This window comes from Phenylobacterium aquaticum (assembly GCF_022695515.1).
Lineage (GTDB): Bacteria > Pseudomonadota > Alphaproteobacteria > Caulobacterales > Caulobacteraceae > Phenylobacterium > Phenylobacterium aquaticum.
This window is the reverse complement of sequence record NZ_JALDPT010000005.1, coordinates 45,739-62,301: the sequence shown is the minus strand read 5'-3', so window position 1 is coordinate 62,301 and position 16,563 is coordinate 45,739. Positions and strand designations below refer to the sequence as shown.

The following is a 16,563-nucleotide window of genomic DNA, read 5'->3' as shown; positions in this document are numbered from 1 at the left end:
CGATGGCGCCCGCATAGGCAGCTTTCGCGGCGAGGTCATGACAGTGACGCTAGTGAAACGGTGGAAAAGTCACCGTCACGGCCCCGACGACCGCGGGGCGGCAGGCCTGCCTGACATAGCCGCACTGATCGGGGGACAGATCGGTGTCGACATAGCGCAGGTCGAAGGCCAGGGCCTTCCAGGTCGCCGTGCCGCCGGCCGACCAGTAGGTGCGGTCCTGGCGCCGGGTCCAGCGATGGCCCAGGCTGGCGTTGAGGCTGAAGTTCGGGGTGATCGGATAGACCGCTTCGCCGCGCACCATCCAGGAGCGGCCGCCGCGATAGGAGGTCTCCGGCGTATAGGTGGTCAGGGCCTTGAGCTGGACGTCGCCGACCTTGCGCTCGACCTGCAGCTTGCCCTGGATGAAGTCATAGGTCGGGCCCCAGGTCTTGTTGTCCGGATAGGAGGTGTACATCACCTCGGCCGTCACCCGGGCCGGTTTCAGGTCGAAGTGATGGCCGGCATAGACGTCGACCTCGTAGGAGGTGTGGCCGGGGTCGCGGAAATCGACGCTGGTCAGGAACAGGCCCGCATAGTTGCGGTCCGGCCGCCACCAATAGACCGAGGCCTGGACCGCCGGCTGGTTGTTGGAGTTGGACACGCCGTCCCAGCGGTACTGGCTGGCATAGGTGAGCTGGGTGATCAGGGCGCCCTCGGCCGCCGCGGTCCCGGGCAGGACCGCCGTACCGGCGAACGCCATCGCCGCCGCGCAAGCGGCCTTGGTCAGGTTTTGCATGTCGAGATGTCCTTGAACCGGCGTCAGGGCCGGCGGAGGAAACCTAGCCAGGGGTTGAATTCAGATATATTGAAATCGCCGCATGAGTGATTTCGACTTTGGCAAAATCAGGCGGCTGGACGGCGGACTGCTGCTGGTGTTCCGCGAGCTCCTGCTGCGCCGCCGGGCAGGCGAGGTCGCCGAGCGCCTGGGCCTGACGCCCTCGGCGGTCAGCCACGCCCTGGTCCGTTTGCGCGACCTGTTCGAGGATCCGCTGTTCATTCGCCGGCCGCACGGCATGGAGCCGACGCGGCGCGCCCTGGAGCTTGGCCCGCGGATCGACGCCCTGCTCGCCCTGACCAGCACGACGCTCGGCCGGGAGAGCGGGTTCGACCCGGCGACCAGCACCCGCCAGTTCCGGCTCGCGGCGCCGGAATTCGTCACCGCCCTGATCGGCGGTCGGCTGGTTGAGATGCTGCGGGCTGAGGCGCCCGGGGTGATCTTCACCGTCCAGTTCCCGACCCAGGACGCCGCGCAGGAGGGGCTGAGGCGCGGCGACATCGACCTCGCGCTGGGGCGATTCGGCGAAATCCGGCCGGGCCTCGCCGCCGAGCTTCTGTTCGAGGATCGCTACTGCGTGGTGGCCCGCCAGGGCCATCCGGTTATCGGGCCCGGCCTGAGTTTCGAGGCCTATCGCGACACGGGCCATATCCTTGCCCAGGCGGTCAGCGACACGGCCGGCGACCGGCGCGCAGAGGAGATGGCGGTGATGGCGGTGGTGCCCCAATGGCTGACCGCCCTGGTGATGGTGGCGTCCAGCGACGGGATCGCCACCGTGCCGCGCCGGCTGGCCGAGCGCCACGCCGAGCGGCTGGGCCTGCAGGTGCTGGATCCGCCGTTCACCCCCTATCGGCTTGAGGTGTCGGCGGTGCGCCGCGCCGACGCCCCGGACGCGGGCGTCGACTGGCTGCTGGACCGGATCCGGCAGGCGGCCGGTTAGGGCTGCTTGAAGACCGTCCCGCCCTTCATCACGAAGCCGACCTTCTGCAGGGTCGAGACGTCCGAAAGCGGGTCGCCGGCGACGGCGATCAGGTCGGCGTTGTGGCCGGGGGTGAGCGCGCCGGCCTGGGCGGCGATCTGCAGGTGGTCGGCCGCATTGACCGTGGCGGCCTGGACAGCCTCCAGCGGAGTGAGGCCGGCCTTCACCAGCAGCACGAACTCATAGGCGTTGTCGCCATGGGCCGAGACGCCGGTGTCGGTGCCGAAGGCGATCTTGACCCCGCCGTCATGGGCGCGCCGCGCCATGTCCAGCATCTTGGGGCCGACTTCGAGGGCCTTGGCGGTCTGGGCCGGGGTGAAGAAGTTGCCAGGGCTGGAGGCGATCCTGGCCACATAGTCGCCGGCCATCAGGGTCGGGATCAGATAGGCGCCAGACTTCTTGAAAAGGGCGATGGAGTCCTTGTCCAGATAGGTGCCGTGCTCGATGGAATCGCCGCCGGCCTTCAGGAAGGCGTTGATGCCATCCGTGCCGTGGGCGTGGGCGGTGACGCGCCGGCCCATGCGGTGGGCGGTGTCGACGATGGCGGCCAGCTCGTCGTCGGAGAACTGCTGGGCCAGGCCCGCGGCGGTGTTAGACAGGACCCCGCCGGTGGCGGTGATCTTGATGATGTCGGCGCCCAGCCAGACCTGCTCGCGCACGGCGCGGCGGCAATCATCGGGGCCGGAGCAGACCGAGCCGGGGCGTAGGACATGCATGATGTCCTCCCGGAAGCCGTTGGAATCGCCGTGGCCCCCATGGACGGAAATCGCCGAGCCGGCGGCGATGATGCGCGGGCCGGGCACGTCGCCCAGCGCGGTGGCCCGGCGCAGGGCGAAGATCGCCTGGTTGTCGGCGCCCAGGTCGGCGACGGTGGTGAAGCCGGCCATCAGGGTGCGCTTGGCGTAGCGCGCGCCAACCATCGCCTGGTCGGCGGAGGAGAGGGTGACCTCTTCGAGCGCGCTGTTGGGGTTCTGCTGGTTGGTCAGGTGGACGTGGCTGTCGATCAGGCCGGGCAGGACGAAGCTCGACTTCAGGTCCACGACCTGGGCGCCGGGATCGGACACATAGCCGTCGGCGATGCGGATCACCTTGCCGTCCTGGATCACCAGGGTCTTGGCGGTCTCGACCTTGCCGGTGGCGGGATCGGCCAGCAGGCGGCCGGCCTGGACAAAGGTGAGCGGGCCCGCGGCGTGAGCCGGCAGGACCAGCGCGGCGGCCAAAAGGACGCCCTGGATCAGTCGTTTCATTGGATAAGCCCCTCAAACAGACCTGGGACCCTAGGGGAGGCGGCTGGCGAGGCCAAGGGTGAGTTCCTCGCCCCGAAAATGGCGGAGCGATCGCATGTGTCGTCCTTCTCCCCTTGTGGGAGAAGGTGGCCCTGCGAAGCAGGGTCGGATGAGGGGTCGATAGGCCTCGCCACTTCTCTGCACCGACGGAAGTTGAGGGTTCTGAGAGACCCCTCATCCGTCGTCCATTCGGACGACACCTTCTCCCGCAAGGGGAGAAGGATCACCTCGCCCAGGCTGCCTCACATTCCATACCTCTCCCCGCAGGCGGGGAGAGGGCTAAGTAAGCGGTCTGCAGATCCCTCAGATCTGCCGGGTGCGGCCTTCCCAATAGGGGGCGCGGACCTTGTTGCGTTGGATCTTGCCGGCTTCGGAGCGCGGCAGCTCGGTGACGAAGTCGAGGCTGCGGGGGACCTTGAAGGCCGGCAGGGTCTTGCGGCCGAAGTCCAGGATCTCCTGGGCCAGGGCCTCGGACGGCGTGTAGCCGGGCTTCAGCAGGATCACCGCCTTGACCTGTTCGCCCCACTCTTCGTGCGGGACGCCGACGGTGGAGGAATCGGCCACGGCCTCGTGCTTGATCAGCTCGTTGTCGACCTCCTGCGGATAGATGTTCACCCCGCCGGAGATGATGGTCTCGGCGTTGCGGCCGGTCAGGAACAGATAGTCGTCCTCGTCGAAATAGCCGACGTCGCCCATGGTGAAGAAGCCGTCGACCCGGCTGGCCTGGGTCTTGGCCTCGTCCTTGTAATAGGTGAAGCCGCCGCCGGGGGGCAGCTGGTGGTAGATGCCGCCGGGCTGGCCGTTGGGCAGGTCGTTGCCGTTCTCGTCGAGGATGCGGACCTGCAGCAGGGCCGGGCGCTTGCCGACGCTGCCGGGCTTCTTCAGCCACTCGTGGGAATCGATGGTGAAGCCCGCCCCGCCCTCGGAGCCCGCGTAGTATTCCGACAGGATCGGGCCGAACCATTCGATCATCGCGAACTTGACCTCCGGCGGGCAGGGGGCCGCGCCGTGGACGATGTATTTGACGTGATCGACGGGGTACTTCGCCTTCACCGCGTCCGGCAGGGCCAGCAGGCGCTGGAACATGATCGGCACCAGGTGCAGGTGGGTGACCTTCTTCTCCGAGATGGTCCGCAGCACATGCTCGGAATCCCACTTGTCGATGAAGACCAGGGGCACGCCGGCGCCCATGGCGGCGCGGACGTCGAAGGCGAGCGGGGCGGCGTGATAGGCCGGGCCGGCGCACATCTGCACCGAGGTCTCATGGTCGTAGCCGCGCATGGCGTACATGGCCTGGGGCGTGACCACGGGGACCGGGCGATAGACGCCCTTGGGCCGGCCGGTGGTGCCCGAGGTGTACATCATGCCGTTGCCGAGAACCGGATCGTCGATGTCGGAACCGTCGATCGGGGCGAGCGCCTCGTCATAGTTCTCGAAGCCGGGCAGGTCGCCGCCGACGGCCAGCTTGAGGACCAGGTCGGGGCAGTCGCGGGCGGCTTCGGCGACGGTGTGCACCCGCTGCTCGCCGACCAGGATCTTCGCCTCGCAATCCTTGATGATGTAGGCGATTTCCTCGGCGGTGAGGTGCCAGTTGACCGGGGTGATGCGGATCCCGGTCCGCAGGGTCGCGGCCAGGACCTCGACGAATTCGGCGCGATTGGAGCAGACCAGCGCCAGGGCGTCGCCGGCCTTCAGGCCGCGCTGGCGGAACAGACGCGCCAGCTTGTTCGCGGCGGCGTTGATCTCGGCGAAGGTCTTGGTGCGGCCATTGGGGTCGTGGATCGCCACCTTGTCGGGGTGCACGGCCGCCCAGATGGCGGTGGTCATGCCGACCTGAGCGGCGGCCTCGAGCGCTTGGTCCAGGCTGACCCGGTCCTTCAAATCTTCCATCAAATTCCTCCCGGCGCCGGAGGATCTCAGACGAGGCCGCCGGCGCGTTTTCTATTGGCGGAAGGGACGTTTTGTCGGCGATCGGCGGGCGCGAAATATGCGTCGCCGAAGATGACCGCGTCCTCCTCCGGGGGAGACAATGACAGGCCCGCGCGCGCGCGACAACGTCTGCGGAAATCCGGACTTTGTCCGGATCAGGGACGGGGGTTCCGCGGCGACAGGCGGACATAGACGAAGGTCCCCACGCTGGCGGCCACCGCCGTCAGGAAGGTCCCCCAGCTGATGTCGGCGAGGGTGATGGTGGTCGACCAGACCTTGAGCGTCGACTGGTTGGTCAGGTCGTAGGTCGCATAGGCGAAGGCGCCGAGCGCCGCCCCGGTGAGCGCCCCGCGCCGCACCGAGCCGGCGCGGCCGGCGGGCACGACCGCCAGGCTGGTCACCCCGGTGACATAGACGAGGTAGAAGGCGAGCGCCGCGCCCAGGTTCACCTGATCGGCGAGCACCGGGTTGAGCGTCGGCCGATAGAGCGCCTGGGCCTTGGTCAGCCAGATGAAGTCGACGCCGGCGAGCGCCAGGCCGGTCGCCAGATAGGTGGCGAGAAGTCTCAGCATGGGCGGATCCTAGAGCGCGGGTTTCAGGCGGTAGTGGCTGACGCCCCACTCGGCGCCACCACGGTGACCGAACAGGCCGGCGGTGGCCAGGAAGAACAGCCGCCAGCGCCGATGCCAGAGGACGGCCTGATCGCCATAGACCTCGCGAAGCACGGGGCGGATGCGGCCGATGTTGCGGTCGTAATTGGCCAGCCAGTCGAGCGCGGTCTTCTCATAGTGCGCGCCGCTCCAGCGCCAGGCGTCCTCGACCTCGAACAGGTCGGGGAACTGGCGGATCAGGTCGTGGCTGGGCATCACCCCGCCGGAGAAGAAGTGCTGGCCGATCCAGTCGTCCTCGTCATCGAGCTCGAAGCGATAGGGCGTGGTCTTATGGGTGAAGACGTGGATGAACATCCGCCCGTCCGGCTTCAGCCAGCCGCGCGCCCGGGTGAGCAGGGCGCGCCAGTTGGCCATGTGCTCGAACATCTCCACCGAGACGATGCGGTCATAGGTCCGGGCGTCGGTCTCGAAGTCGTTCATGTCGGCGGTGACGACCGTCAGATTGGTCAGGCCCTGGGCCGCGGCGCGGGCGCGGATGTATTCGCCCTGGCTGCGGGAATTGGACACCGAGGTGATGGTCGCCTTGGGCAGGGCCCGCGCCATCCAGAGCGACAGAGACCCCCAGCCGCAGCCCAGTTCCAGTATGGTCTGGCCGTCGGCGAGGCCGGCGTGGGCGGCGGTCTCGGACAGGGCCTTTTCCTCGGCCTCGGCCAGGCTGGACGCGCCCTCGCCATAGAGACAGCAGGAGTATTTCAGCTGCGGGCCCAGGACCTCGGCGAAGAAGGCGGCGGGCAGTTCATAGTGCTGGTCGTTGGCGGCGTCGGTGTGCTCGGCGATCGGCCGGGCGGCCATCTCGCGGGCGAATTCGGCCTCGGCGCCGGCCGGCGCATTGCGCAGATTGCGCCGGGCGTTGGCCACCAGAACCTCCACGGCGGCGCGCCGGACCACATCCGGAAGTGGCGCCCCTTCAAAAGCCTGGATGGTGGCGGCGACGAGCGACATGGACGATCCTCCGGTCTGGATGGAGGACTTCACCTCCGGCGACGATACGCGCCAAGGGGGATGGAGGATGCATCCGGCCGTTTCGCGCGTTCGTAACTTGAGCATTCCGGACAGCCTGGTCCGGTGAGCTAGAGAACCCCCCGTCATGACCCGAACCGCCCCCGCCCGTCCCCGCATCGCCGTCGTGGGCGGCGGCATAGCCGGGCTGTCCTGCGCCTGGCTGCTGGGCGGCGCCTGCGACGTGACCCTGTTCGAGGCCGACGGCCGGATCGGCGGCCACGCCAATACGGTGGAAGCGCCTGGCGCCAAGGGTCCGGTGCCAGTCGACACCGGCTTCATCGTCTTCAACGAGGCCAACTATCCGAATTTCACCGCCCTGCTGGCGCACCTGGGCGTGGCCTCGATTCCCGCCGACATGGCCCTGAGCGTCAGCCTCGACGACGGGGCCTTCGAATATTCCTCCAACGCCATCTTCGCCCAGAAGCGCAACCTGTTCCGGGCCCGGTTCTGGCGGATGCTGCGCGACATCACCCACTTCTACCGCACCGGGCCGCAGGACCTGCCGGGCCTGGAAGAGCCGCTGACCAGCCTGGACGACTATATCGCGCGCAAGGGATATGGCCCCGCCTTCCGCGATGACCACCTGATCCCCCAGGCCGCCGCCATCTGGTCGACGCCGCTCGCCGACATCCGCGCCTATCCCGCCGCCTCCCTGATCCGCTTCTTCCAGAACCACGGCATGATGACCGTGTTCGGCCGCGGCCTGTGGCGCACGGTGGCCGGCGGCAGCCGGTCCTATGTGGCGCCCCTGAAGGCGGCCTTCGCGGGCGAGGTCCGCACCAACGCCCGCATCGTCGGGATCCGGCGAGACGCCGAGGGCGTGACCCTGCGCGACGCCCAGGGCCATGTGGAGCGCTTCGACGAGGTGGTGATCGCCACCCATGGCGACCAGGCTCTGGCCCTGCTGGAGGACGCCGCCCCGCAGGAGCGCGGCCTGCTGTCGGCCTTCCGCTACAGCCGCAACCACGCGGTCCTGCACACCGATCCCCGGCTGATGCCCAAGCGCCGCCAGGCCTGGACCGCCTGGAACCATATCGGCAGCCGCGCCAATCCCGCCGAGGGCTGCGTCACCTATTGGATGACCGAGCTGCAGAGCCTGAAGGACGCGCCGGACCTGTTCGTCACCCTCAATCCGACCAAGGAGATCGCGCCCGAGGCGGTGATCCATACAGACGTCTATGACCACCCGCTGTTCGACGCCGGCGCGATCGACGCCCAGCGGCGGCTGTGGTCCCTGCAGGGCGCGCGGCGGACCTGGTTCTGCGGCTCCTATTTCGGACACGGCTTCCACGAGGACGCCCTGCAGTCGGGCCTGGCCGTGGCCGAGGCCCTGAGCGGCGTGCGTCGGCCCTGGACGGTGGAGGGCGAGTCGAGCCGAATCCACCTGACCCCGCTCGACGCGGGCGAGGCGGAGCAGGCGGCGTGAGCGATCTCGTCTCCGGCCTTTATCCGGGGATCGTCACCCACGGGCGGCTGAAGCCCCGGCCGCACCGCCTGCGCTACCGCATCTTCATGCTGCTGATCGATCTCGACGAGATCGAGACGCTCGGGCGGCTGAAGCTGTTCCGGACCGAGCGCTTCGCCCTGACCAGCTTCGCCCAGAAAGACCACCTGTCAGGGACCGGCGACCTCAAGGCCGAGGTGGCCCGCCATCTGGCCGAGGCCGGGATCGAGGGGGGCGGACCGGTGCGGCTGCTGTGCATGCCCCGCATTCTGGGCGGGGTGTTCAACCCCTTGAGCGTCTATTTCTGCCATCGGGCGGACGGGGCGCTGAGCGCCGTGCTCTATGAGGTGAACAACACCTTCGGCGACCGCCATTCCTATCTGATCCCGGTCGAGGGGCCGGGCGTGATCCGCCAGGGGATCGACAAGGGCTTCTATGTCTCGCCCTTCATGGACATGGACCTCGCCTATGGCTTTCGCATCACCCCGCCGGGCGAGCGCGTCGCCGTGGCGGTCGATGTCTCCGACGCCGAGGGCCCGGTGCTGAACGCCGCCTTCGCGGGCGAGCGCGTCGAGCTGACCGACCGGGCGATCTGGCGGGCCTGGGCGTCGCATCCGCTGATGACGCTGGGCGTCATGGCGGCGATCCACTGGGAGGCGCTGAAGATCTGGCTGAAGGGCGAGCGGCTTCGCCCCCGGCCCAAGGCGCCTGTGCGGCCGGTGACGGTCGGCGCGGCCGGACATTTCTGAGCGCCGTCGTCAAAACATCTCTGGCGTGCGCTCATCCGGCGCCTCAAGATTGGTCCATACCAAGCGATGGACATTTGAAATGAGTGATTCCCGCCCACCGGGTCGGGATGGGGCGGCGGCTGTCTCTATTGAGGCCAAGGTCGATCCGCGCCTCGCGCCCAAGGTTTTGCCCCGGATCGTGCGCCTGGCCATGAATTATCCATGGCTTCTGTCGCTCGCCATGCTGACCTCCCTGGGCTCGGCTCTGGCCAGCCTGGCCCTGCCGCGCCTGCTCGGCCACGCGGTCGACCAGGCCCACCACCTGCTGGTCCAGGGCGGCGCCCAGGCCGGCGCCGCGCGCAAGGCGCTCTGGTTCACCGCGGGCCTGGTGATCGCCGCCACCATCGTGCGCGGGGTCATGACCATGCTGTCGGGCTATCTGGGCGAATATGTCAGCCAGAGGGTCGGCTATGACCTGCGGCTGCAGTTCTTCCAGCACCTGCAGAAGCTGTCCTTCGGCTTCCACGACAAGATCCATTCCGGCGACCTGATCACCCGGGGCATGCTCGATCTGGAGGGCGCGCGGGTGTTCATTCAGGGCGGGCTGATGCCGGTCCTGACCCTGGTGCTGCTGCTCGGCTTCGCGGCCTATGAGATGCTGCGCATCGACCTGACCTTGGGCCTGATCGGCCTGGCCTTCGTGCCCTTCGCGGCCGGGGCCCTGGCGCGGATGGGGTTCCTGCTGCGGGTCACCTGGCTCCGGTTCCAGGAGCTGATGGCGGCCCTGACGCTGACCATGGAGGAGAACCTCCAGGGCATCCGCGTGGTCCGCGCCTTCGCCGGCAAGGTCTTCGAGATGACCAAGTTCGACGAGGCCTCGATGCGGGCGCTCGCCTATTCTTACGACCGGATCACCCTGCGCTTCCGCGCGGTGTCGGTGATGCAGGTGACTTTCAACGCCTCCATGGCCGGCGTGCTCTGGTTCGGGGGCCACAAGGTCGCGGCCGGGACCATGAGCGTCGGCACGCTGACCGCCTACCTGACCTATATGACCCTGCTGCAGTCGCCGATCCGCCAGATCGCCATGATCTTCAACTCGGCGGCGCGGGCGACGTCGTCCGGGGCGCGGCTGTTCGAGGTCCTGGACCTGGAGCCCGAGATCGCCGACCGGCCGGGGGCCCAGCCTCTGAAGCCGACGAAGGGCGTGCTGAGGTTCGAGCATGTCGACTTCGCCTATGGGCCGGGCGGCAAGACGGTGCTGACCGACCTGGAGTTCGAGGTGGGGCCCGGCCAGACCCTGGGCGTCGTGGGCCCGCCCGGCTCCGGCAAGTCGACCCTCGCCAACCTGATCCCGCGCTTCTACGACGTGACCGGCGGGCGGATCAGCATCGACGGGGTCGACATCCGCGATGTGACGCTCGCCTCGCTGCGGGAATATGTCGGGCTGGTCCAGCAGGAGGCGTTCCTGTTCGATAGCTCCATCGGCCACAACGTCGCCTATGCCGATCCGTGGGCGGAGGAAGAGCGCATTGTCGGCGCCGCCAAGGTCGCCCAGATCCACGACCATATCGCGGGCCTGCCCGAGACCTATGAGACCCGGGTGGGCGAGCGCGGCGTGGCCCTGTCCGGCGGCCAGCGCCAGCGGATGAGCATCGCCCGCGGCGTGGTGCCGGGGCCCGGCGTGATGATCTTCGACGACTCGACCGCCGCCATCGACGCTGTGACCGAGCGGCGGGTGCGCGACGCGCTCAGCGAGGCCACCCGCACCAAGGCCACCATCATCATCGCGCATCGGCTGTCGTCCCTGATGCACGCCGACCAGATCCTGGTGCTGGACGAGGGCCGCATCGTCGAGCGCGGGACCCACGCCGAGCTGGTGGCGGCTGGCGGGACCTATGCCGACCTCTATGAGCTGCAGACCCGATCGGACGCGGAGGCCGTGATCGACGACGATGTCCTGGTTCCCGCAAGCGAGGAGGCCGGGGCATGACCGAGACCGTGAACGAGCCCGCCCGCCGCAAGACGCCGCGCGCCTCGCTCGGCAGCTCCGAGGGCGACGACATCTTCGGCACCTTCGATGTGGGCGTCGCCCGCCGCTTCCTGGGCTATCTCGCGCCACACAAGCGGGCGATCTTCACCGCCCAGACGGCGGTGCTGATCTCGGCCGCCTGCCAAGTGGCGATCCCGCGCTTGACCGGGGCGGCGGTGAACCGCGCCGTGGGCCACGACGCCAGCGGCCTCGACCGCACCCTGATGATCTTCGCGGGCGTGGCGGCGGCCTATGCGGTGGCCTTCTTCGTCGGCGAATGGCTGTCCTCGCGCCTGGCGCAACGAGTGATCTTCGACGTCCGCCGCTCGATGTTCGCCCACTTCCAGGACGTGTCCCTGTCCTTCATGGACAAGACCCATGTGGGGCGGATCATGTCGCGCCTGCAGGGCGACGTGAACGCCCTGCAGGAATTCCTGGAGAACATGAACGGGGCCCTGGGCGACATGGTCACCCTGGTCGGCATCACCGTGGTGCTGCTGATCACCGACCTGAAGCTGGGCCTCTTGACCCTGACCGTGCTGCCGGCCCTGATCGCCATCCGGGCGGTCTGGCTGCCCTATTCCAAGACCAGCTTCCGAGTGGCGCGCGACGCCTCCTCGACCGCCAATTCGGCGCTCGCCGAGAACATCAACGGCGTGCGGACGGTGCAGGAAAGCCGCCGCGAGGCGATGAATTTCGAGCTCTACAAGGACAAGGCCTTCGAGAACTTCAAGGCCCAGAACGGCGCCAGCTGGATGACCCAGATCATGGTGCCGACGGTCGACGTTCTGACCGGCTTCGCCATGGCGGTGGTCGTGGTGGTGGGCGGCGAGGCGGTGCTGGGCGGCAAGCTGGAGGTGGGGGTCATGGTGACCTTCATCCTCTATGTGAACAGGTTCTTCGAGCCGGTGCGCATGCTCTCGATGCAGTACACGATCATGCAGCGGGCCATGGCCGCCGGGCATCGGATCTTCGAGGTGCTGGACGTGCCGGTGACCATCACCGACAAGCCCGACGCCATTCCCCTGAAGGATGCAGCCGCCACGGTCGAATTCAAGAACGTGACCTTCGGCTATGATCCCAAGCGGCCGATCCTTCACGACATCAGCCTGACTGTGCGGCCCAAGGAGGTCGTGGCCTTGGTGGGGCCGACGGGATCGGGCAAGACCTCGATCATCGCTCTGACCCACCGCTTCTATGAGGTCGATCAGGGCCAGGTGCTGGTCGGCGGCCATGACGTCCGCGACGTGACGCTCGACAGCCTCGGCAAGACCATCGGCATGGTGCTGCAGGAGCCGTTCCTGTTCACCGGCACCATCGAGGAGAACATCCGCTACAACACCGGCGCCAGCCTGGAGCGGATCATCGAGGCGGCCAAGTCGGTCTCGGCCCACGACTTCATCATGCGCCTGCCTGAGGGCTATGACACGCCGCTGGGCCAGAGGGGGCGCAACCTCTCCATGGGCCAGCGCCAGCTGATCAGCTTCGCCCGCGCCCTGGTCGCCGACCCGCAGATCCTGATCCTCGACGAGGCCACGGCCAATATCGACAGCTTCACGGAACAGGCGATCCAGAAGGCGCTGAAGGTGCTGTTCGCCGGCCGCACATGCATGGTCATCGCCCACCGGCTGGCGACCATCCGCGACGCCGATCGCATCGTTGTGCTGCAGCAGGGCCGCATCCTGGAGCAGGGCAGCCATGACGAGCTGATGGCGACCGGCGGGCTCTATTCGCACCTCTATACGAGCGCCCACGCCAGCTTCGACGACCAGGTGGTGGCGGTGACGGGCGACGCGGAGTTCGCGACGCGGACTTAGCAAGCGTCTCCCTTCTCCCCTTGCGGGAGAAGGTGGCCTCCGAAGGAGGTCGGATGAGGGGTCGATCAGGCCTTGCCGAATGGGCTGTCGCCAGACGCGGATGGCGGAACAAAACCCCTCATCCGTCGGCTTCGCCGCCACCTTCTCCCGCAAGGGGAGAAGGATTCAAAAGGTCAAACCGCCCCAGGCCCCGCCCGAGTCTCCACTTCCCGCGCGGCCAGGGGCTCATGGCAGGCCGAGCAGGTTATGACCGGCTGGAAGTCGCAGCCGCAGGTCCTGTGGCGGTGGAGCAGGGGCGGGCCGGCCTCGCCGGCGTAGTGGCGGTCGCCGAAGTTCACCACGGCCATCATCACCGGATAGAGGTCGAGGCCCTTGTCGGTCAGGCGGTATTCGTGGCGCAGGGGGCGGTCCTGATAGGGGACCTTTTTCAGCACCCCCTCGTCGACCAGGGCCTTCAGGCGCTCGGCGGTGATGGTGCGCGAGATGCCCAGCCGGGCCTGGAAGTCCTCGAACCGGCGGATGCCTAAGAAGCAGTCGCGCAGGATCATCAGGGTCCAGCGGTCGCCGATCACCGCCACGGTGCGGGCGACGGAGCAGGGCTGGTCGGCCAGGTCGTCCCACTTCATCGTCGCGCTCCGAAATCCTGAGCCCTGATCTTCCATTGACCGGGTCCAGATTCAATACCATAGTCAGTCCAGAAAATAAACTGAATGGTGAGGCTATGGCTGGCGAGAGCAAGGGCGTCTGTCTGGTGGTGGGCGCTGGCGACGGGGTCGGCGGGGCGATCGCCAAGGCCTTCGCGGCCGCGGGCCATCCGGTGGTGATCACCCGGCGCGCGCGCAATCTGGATCAGCTGGAGGCGCTGGCCGCCGACATCCGCGCCGCTGGCGGCGTCGCCCACGCCAAGGGCGTCGACGCCCGCGAGGAGGGCGAGATGGTCGCCCTGTTCGACCAGATCGAGGCCGAGATCGGCCCGCTGGAGGTGGTGGTCTTCAACATCGGCGCGAATGTCCGCTTCGGCATCGTCGAGACCACCTCGCGGGTGTTCACCAAGGTCTGGGAGATGGCTTGTTTCGCCGGTTTCCTGACCGGCCGTGAGGCGGCCCGCGTGATGGGGCCGCGGGGCCGGGGCTCGATCCTGTTCACCGGGGCCACGGCCTCGATGCGCGGCCGCGAGGGCTTCTCGGCCTTCGCCGCGGCCAAGGCGGGCCTGCGCATCATGGCCCAGAGCCTGGCCCGCGAGATGGGGCCCAAGGGGATCCATGTGGCCCATGTGGTGGTCGACGGCGCGATCGACGGGGTCTTCACCCGGTCGAACCGCACCGATGTCGAGGACCTCTTGGCCCGCGACGTGATCCTCAAGCCCGAGGAGATCGCCGCCAACTATGTCTGGCTGCACCAGCAGCCGCGCTCGGCCTGGACGCACGAACTCGACCTGCGTCCCTGGTCGGAAACCTGGTGAGGGGAGACACCGACATGACCAAAACCATCGACTTCATCTTCGATTTCGGCAGCCCGAACGCCTATCTGAGCGACAAGGTGCTGCCGGGGATCGCGGCCCGCACGGGCGCGACCGTGAACTACATCCCCGTCCTGCTGGGCGGCCTCTTCAAGCTCACCGACAACCAGCCGCCGATGGTCGCCTTCGGCCCGGTGAAGGGCAAGCTCGCCTATGAGGCCAAGGAGACCGAGCGGTTCGTGAAGAAGCACGGGCTTTCCGCCTATCGCTTCAATCCGCATTTTCCGGTCAACACGCTCCTGATCATGCGCGGCCTGGTCGCCGCCGGTCGGCAGGGCGTGGCCGAGCCCTATCGCGCCGCCGTGCTCAAAGCGATGTGGGAGGACGGCCGGAAGATGGACGATCCGGCGGTCGTGGCCGAGGTGCTGACCGCCGCCGGCCTCGACGCCAAGGCGATCCTCGAGGCGACCCAGGACGGCGAGGTGAAGGCCGAGCTGATGGCCAATACTGAGGCCGCCGCGGCCCGCGGCGCCTTCGGCATCCCGACCTTCTTCGTCGGCGACGAGATGTTCTTCGGCAAGGACCGGCTGGGTCAGGTCGAGGAAGAGCTGGCCTGACCCAGGGTCAGGGAACCCACCGCTTGAACAGCACGCAGGCGTTCACCCCGCCGAAGCCGAAGCCGTTGGAGAGCACGTAGTCGAGCTCCGCCTTGCGGGCGGTGAGCGCCACCAGGTCCAGGCCTTCCGCGGCCGGGTCGGGGTTTTCCAGGTTCAGGGTCGGCGGGATCACCTGGTCGCGCAGGGCCAGGACCGAGAACACGGCTTCCAGTCCGCCGGCGGCGCCCAGCAGGTGGCCGGTGGCCGACTTGGTGGAGCTGATGGCCGGGCCGTGTCCCGTGCCGAACACCGCGCGGATGGCCGCCAGTTCGCCGAGGTCGCCGACCGGGGTCGAGGTGGCGTGGGCGTTGAGGTGGCCGACCTCCGCCGGCTGGATTCCGGCCTGGGCCAGGGCGATGCGCATGGCCCGCGCCGCGCCGTCGCCGTCCTCAGGCCCGGCAGTCAGGTGATAGGCGTCGGCGCTGGTGCCATAGCCGACCAGTTCGGCGATGGGCGTCGCGCCGCGGGCCAGGGCGTGCTCCAGGCTCTCGATCACCAATATGCCGGCGCCCTCGCCCATGACGAAGCCGTCGCGGGCGGTGTCGAAGGGGCGCGAGGCCTTGGTCGGGGTGGCGTTGAAGTCGGATGAGAGGGCCCGCGCCGCGGCGAAGGCGCCCAGGCTGACCCGGTCGATGGTGGATTCCGCCCCGCCGCAGATGGCGATATCGGCCTCGCCGGCGCGGATCAGCCGGGCGGCGTCGCCGATCGCCTGGACCCCGGCCGCGCAGGCGGTGACCGGCGCGCCGAGCGGACCCTTGAAGCCATGGCGGATCGAGACCCAGCCGGCGGCCAAATTGGCCAGGAACGAGGGTACGGTGAAGGGCGACAGCCGCCGCACCCCGCGGGAATCGGTGATCCGCACCGCCTCGGCGATGGCCGGAAAGCCGCCGATGCCGGTGGCGATGATGGTGGCGGTGCGGCCCTTGGCCTCTTCGCTCTCGGGCGCCCAGCCGGCCTGGGCGATGGCCTCGTCGGAGGCGGCCAGGGCGAACTGGATGAACCGGTCCATCTTCTTCTGGTCTTTGGGGGTGACCGCCGCATCGAGGTCGAAGCCGGCTTGCGGATCGGAGGCGAGGTCCGGCACGCGGCCGGCGACCTGGGCGGGGACGTCCGGCGCCATCTCGGGGGGCAGGGCGACCAGACCCGATCGGCCGGCGACCAGGCGGGACCAGGCGGTCTCGGTTCCGCAGCCGAGCGGCGAGACGACGCCGAGGCCCGTGACAACGATGCGGCGCATGGGGTTCAACTCCGGGGTTGGTCGAGGGACAGGGCGGCGGCTTCAAGCTTGGTCAGGGCGGCGCGAACCGCATCGGCCTGACCCTCAAGCGCGCGGGACAGGTCGGCCTGGATAGCATTCCATATGGGAACGCCCGCCTCCAAAAGCGCGAGGCCGGCCGGGGTGACCGTCTGGCGCAGGCCCTTGGGCCCGCGGCCGCCGGCGATCTCGATCAGGCCGCGGCCCTGCAGCAGGCGCAGATTTCGCGACAGGGCCGAGGGTTCGAGATCGAGCTGGTCGGCCAGGGCGGCGATCGACAGGTCCTGGCCCTGGGCCAGGACGCCGAGCAGGATGTACTGGGTGATCTGCAGATTCAGCGGCCGAAGGCGGGCGTTGAAGGCCCGCGTCACCGCCCGCGCGGTCATCCGGCTGCGGTGACCGAAGCACAGGCGGCTCATGTCCGACGGCAAGGGCATAAACATGCATATACAGCTATAGAGCCGCCGCATCCACTGTTTCGCGCGTCGGGCTTC

15 protein-coding genes are annotated in these 16,563 nt (G+C 68.4%); 7 read left to right on the top strand and 8 right to left on the bottom strand.

Annotated features, from left to right (window positions below):
* Window positions 1–49: 49 nt before the first annotated feature.
* Complete coding sequence (locus MQH10_RS05360) at window positions 50–775, bottom strand: TorF family putative porin (RefSeq protein WP_242563038.1); 726 nt, start codon at window positions 773–775, stop codon at window positions 50–52.
* Window positions 776–857: 82 nt separating this feature from the next.
* Between MQH10_RS05360 and MQH10_RS05355 the strand changes: the two genes are divergently transcribed.
* Entirely contained in the window at window positions 858–1,754 is an 897-nt protein-coding gene (locus MQH10_RS05355; RefSeq protein WP_242563037.1) for a LysR family transcriptional regulator, read from the top strand.
* Here the strand turns inward: MQH10_RS05355 and MQH10_RS05350 are convergent.
* The 4 genes from MQH10_RS05350 to MQH10_RS05335 form a co-directional block, all read right to left on the bottom strand.
* Window positions 1,751–3,040 carry a metal-dependent hydrolase family protein gene (locus MQH10_RS05350; protein ID WP_242563036.1) on the bottom strand — a complete coding sequence of 430 codons (1,290 nt, stop codon included), beginning with the start codon at window positions 3,038–3,040 and terminating at the stop codon, window positions 1,751–1,753. The genes MQH10_RS05355 and MQH10_RS05350 overlap by 4 nt on opposite strands.
* 342 nt (window positions 3,041–3,382) lie before the next feature.
* Window positions 3,383–4,969 (bottom strand): AMP-binding protein, encoded by a 1,587-nt coding sequence (locus tag MQH10_RS05345; protein WP_242563035.1) that lies wholly within the window; start codon window positions 4,967–4,969, stop codon window positions 3,383–3,385.
* A 194-nt stretch (window positions 4,970–5,163) separates the two neighbouring features.
* On the bottom strand, window positions 5,164–5,580 hold the full coding sequence (locus MQH10_RS05340) for a DUF2177 family protein (RefSeq protein ID WP_242563034.1): 417 nt from the start codon (window positions 5,578–5,580) through the stop codon (window positions 5,164–5,166).
* A 9-nt stretch (window positions 5,581–5,589) separates the two neighbouring features.
* The gene (locus MQH10_RS05335; protein WP_242563033.1) at window positions 5,590–6,621 is read right to left on the bottom strand and encodes an SAM-dependent methyltransferase; all 1,032 of its coding nucleotides are present in this window, start codon (window positions 6,619–6,621) and stop codon (window positions 5,590–5,592) included.
* A gap of 145 nt (window positions 6,622–6,766) precedes the next feature.
* Between MQH10_RS05335 and MQH10_RS05330 the strand changes: the two genes are divergently transcribed.
* From MQH10_RS05330 to MQH10_RS05315, 4 genes are all read left to right on the top strand, one after another.
* Window positions 6,767–8,107 carry an NAD(P)/FAD-dependent oxidoreductase gene (locus MQH10_RS05330; RefSeq protein WP_242563032.1) on the top strand — a complete coding sequence of 447 codons (1,341 nt, stop codon included), beginning with the start codon at window positions 6,767–6,769 and terminating at the stop codon, window positions 8,105–8,107.
* The gene (locus MQH10_RS05325) at window positions 8,104–8,874 is read left to right on the top strand and encodes a DUF1365 domain-containing protein (protein WP_242563031.1); all 771 of its coding nucleotides are present in this window, start codon (window positions 8,104–8,106) and stop codon (window positions 8,872–8,874) included. The genes MQH10_RS05330 and MQH10_RS05325 overlap by 4 nt, the downstream gene beginning before the upstream one ends.
* Before the next feature lie 79 nt (window positions 8,875–8,953).
* Window positions 8,954–10,843, top strand: a complete 1,890-nt coding sequence (locus MQH10_RS05320; RefSeq protein ID WP_242563030.1) for an ABC transporter ATP-binding protein — start codon at window positions 8,954–8,956, stop codon at window positions 10,841–10,843.
* Window positions 10,840–12,699 (top strand): ABC transporter ATP-binding protein, encoded by a 1,860-nt coding sequence (locus MQH10_RS05315; protein ID WP_242563029.1) that lies wholly within the window; start codon window positions 10,840–10,842, stop codon window positions 12,697–12,699. The genes MQH10_RS05320 and MQH10_RS05315 overlap by 4 nt, the downstream gene beginning before the upstream one ends.
* Before the next feature lie 173 nt (window positions 12,700–12,872).
* Here MQH10_RS05315 and MQH10_RS05310 read toward each other — a convergent pair whose 3' ends face one another.
* Window positions 12,873–13,325 carry a winged helix-turn-helix transcriptional regulator gene (locus MQH10_RS05310; protein WP_242563028.1) on the bottom strand — a complete coding sequence of 151 codons (453 nt, stop codon included), beginning with the start codon at window positions 13,323–13,325 and terminating at the stop codon, window positions 12,873–12,875.
* Between the two features lie 95 nt (window positions 13,326–13,420).
* Between MQH10_RS05310 and MQH10_RS05305 the strand changes: the two genes are divergently transcribed.
* Together MQH10_RS05305 and MQH10_RS05300 are read left to right on the top strand one after the other, a co-directional pair.
* A complete protein-coding gene (locus MQH10_RS05305) occupies window positions 13,421–14,161 on the top strand; it encodes an SDR family NAD(P)-dependent oxidoreductase (protein WP_242563027.1) in 741 nt (246 codons plus the stop codon).
* A 14-nt stretch (window positions 14,162–14,175) separates the two neighbouring features.
* The gene (locus MQH10_RS05300; protein WP_242563026.1) at window positions 14,176–14,775 is read left to right on the top strand and encodes a 2-hydroxychromene-2-carboxylate isomerase; all 600 of its coding nucleotides are present in this window, start codon (window positions 14,176–14,178) and stop codon (window positions 14,773–14,775) included.
* Window positions 14,776–14,782: 7 nt separating this feature from the next.
* Here the strand turns inward: MQH10_RS05300 and fabF are convergent, their stop codons facing one another.
* Window positions 14,783–16,051 (bottom strand): beta-ketoacyl-ACP synthase II, encoded by a 1,269-nt coding sequence (fabF, locus tag MQH10_RS05295; protein WP_242563025.1) that lies wholly within the window; start codon window positions 16,049–16,051, stop codon window positions 14,783–14,785.
* 5 nt (window positions 16,052–16,056) lie between these two features.
* Window positions 16,057–16,488, bottom strand: coding sequence for a MarR family winged helix-turn-helix transcriptional regulator (locus MQH10_RS05290; RefSeq protein ID WP_242563024.1), 432 nt, complete (start codon window positions 16,486–16,488; stop codon window positions 16,057–16,059).
* Window positions 16,489–16,563 lie beyond the last annotated feature (75 nt).

Coding starts and splice junctions, on each gene's coding strand:
- MQH10_RS05360 (WP_242563038.1), bottom strand. CDS start 775: ATGCAAAACCTGACCAAGGCCGCTTGCGCGGCGGCGATGGCGTTCGCC.
- MQH10_RS05355 (WP_242563037.1), top strand. CDS start 858: ATGAGTGATTTCGACTTTGGCAAAATCAGGCGGCTGGACGGCGGACTG.
- MQH10_RS05350 (WP_242563036.1), bottom strand. CDS start 3,040: ATGAAACGACTGATCCAGGGCGTCCTTTTGGCCGCCGCGCTGGTCCTG.
- MQH10_RS05345 (WP_242563035.1), bottom strand. CDS start 4,969: ATGGAAGATTTGAAGGACCGGGTCAGCCTGGACCAAGCGCTCGAGGCC.
- MQH10_RS05340 (WP_242563034.1), bottom strand. CDS start 5,580: ATGCTGAGACTTCTCGCCACCTATCTGGCGACCGGCCTGGCGCTCGCC.
- MQH10_RS05335 (WP_242563033.1), bottom strand. CDS start 6,621: ATGTCGCTCGTCGCCGCCACCATCCAGGCTTTTGAAGGGGCGCCACTT.
- MQH10_RS05330 (WP_242563032.1), top strand. CDS start 6,767: ATGACCCGAACCGCCCCCGCCCGTCCCCGCATCGCCGTCGTGGGCGGC.
- MQH10_RS05320 (WP_242563030.1), top strand. CDS start 8,954: ATGAGTGATTCCCGCCCACCGGGTCGGGATGGGGCGGCGGCTGTCTCT.
- MQH10_RS05315 (WP_242563029.1), top strand. CDS start 10,840: ATGACCGAGACCGTGAACGAGCCCGCCCGCCGCAAGACGCCGCGCGCC.
- MQH10_RS05310 (WP_242563028.1), bottom strand. CDS start 13,325: ATGAAGTGGGACGACCTGGCCGACCAGCCCTGCTCCGTCGCCCGCACC.
- MQH10_RS05305 (WP_242563027.1), top strand. CDS start 13,421: ATGGCTGGCGAGAGCAAGGGCGTCTGTCTGGTGGTGGGCGCTGGCGAC.
- MQH10_RS05300 (WP_242563026.1), top strand. CDS start 14,176: ATGACCAAAACCATCGACTTCATCTTCGATTTCGGCAGCCCGAACGCC.
- fabF (WP_242563025.1), bottom strand. CDS start 16,051: ATGCGCCGCATCGTTGTCACGGGCCTCGGCGTCGTCTCGCCGCTCGGC.
- MQH10_RS05290 (WP_242563024.1), bottom strand. CDS start 16,488: ATGAGCCGCCTGTGCTTCGGTCACCGCAGCCGGATGACCGCGCGGGCG.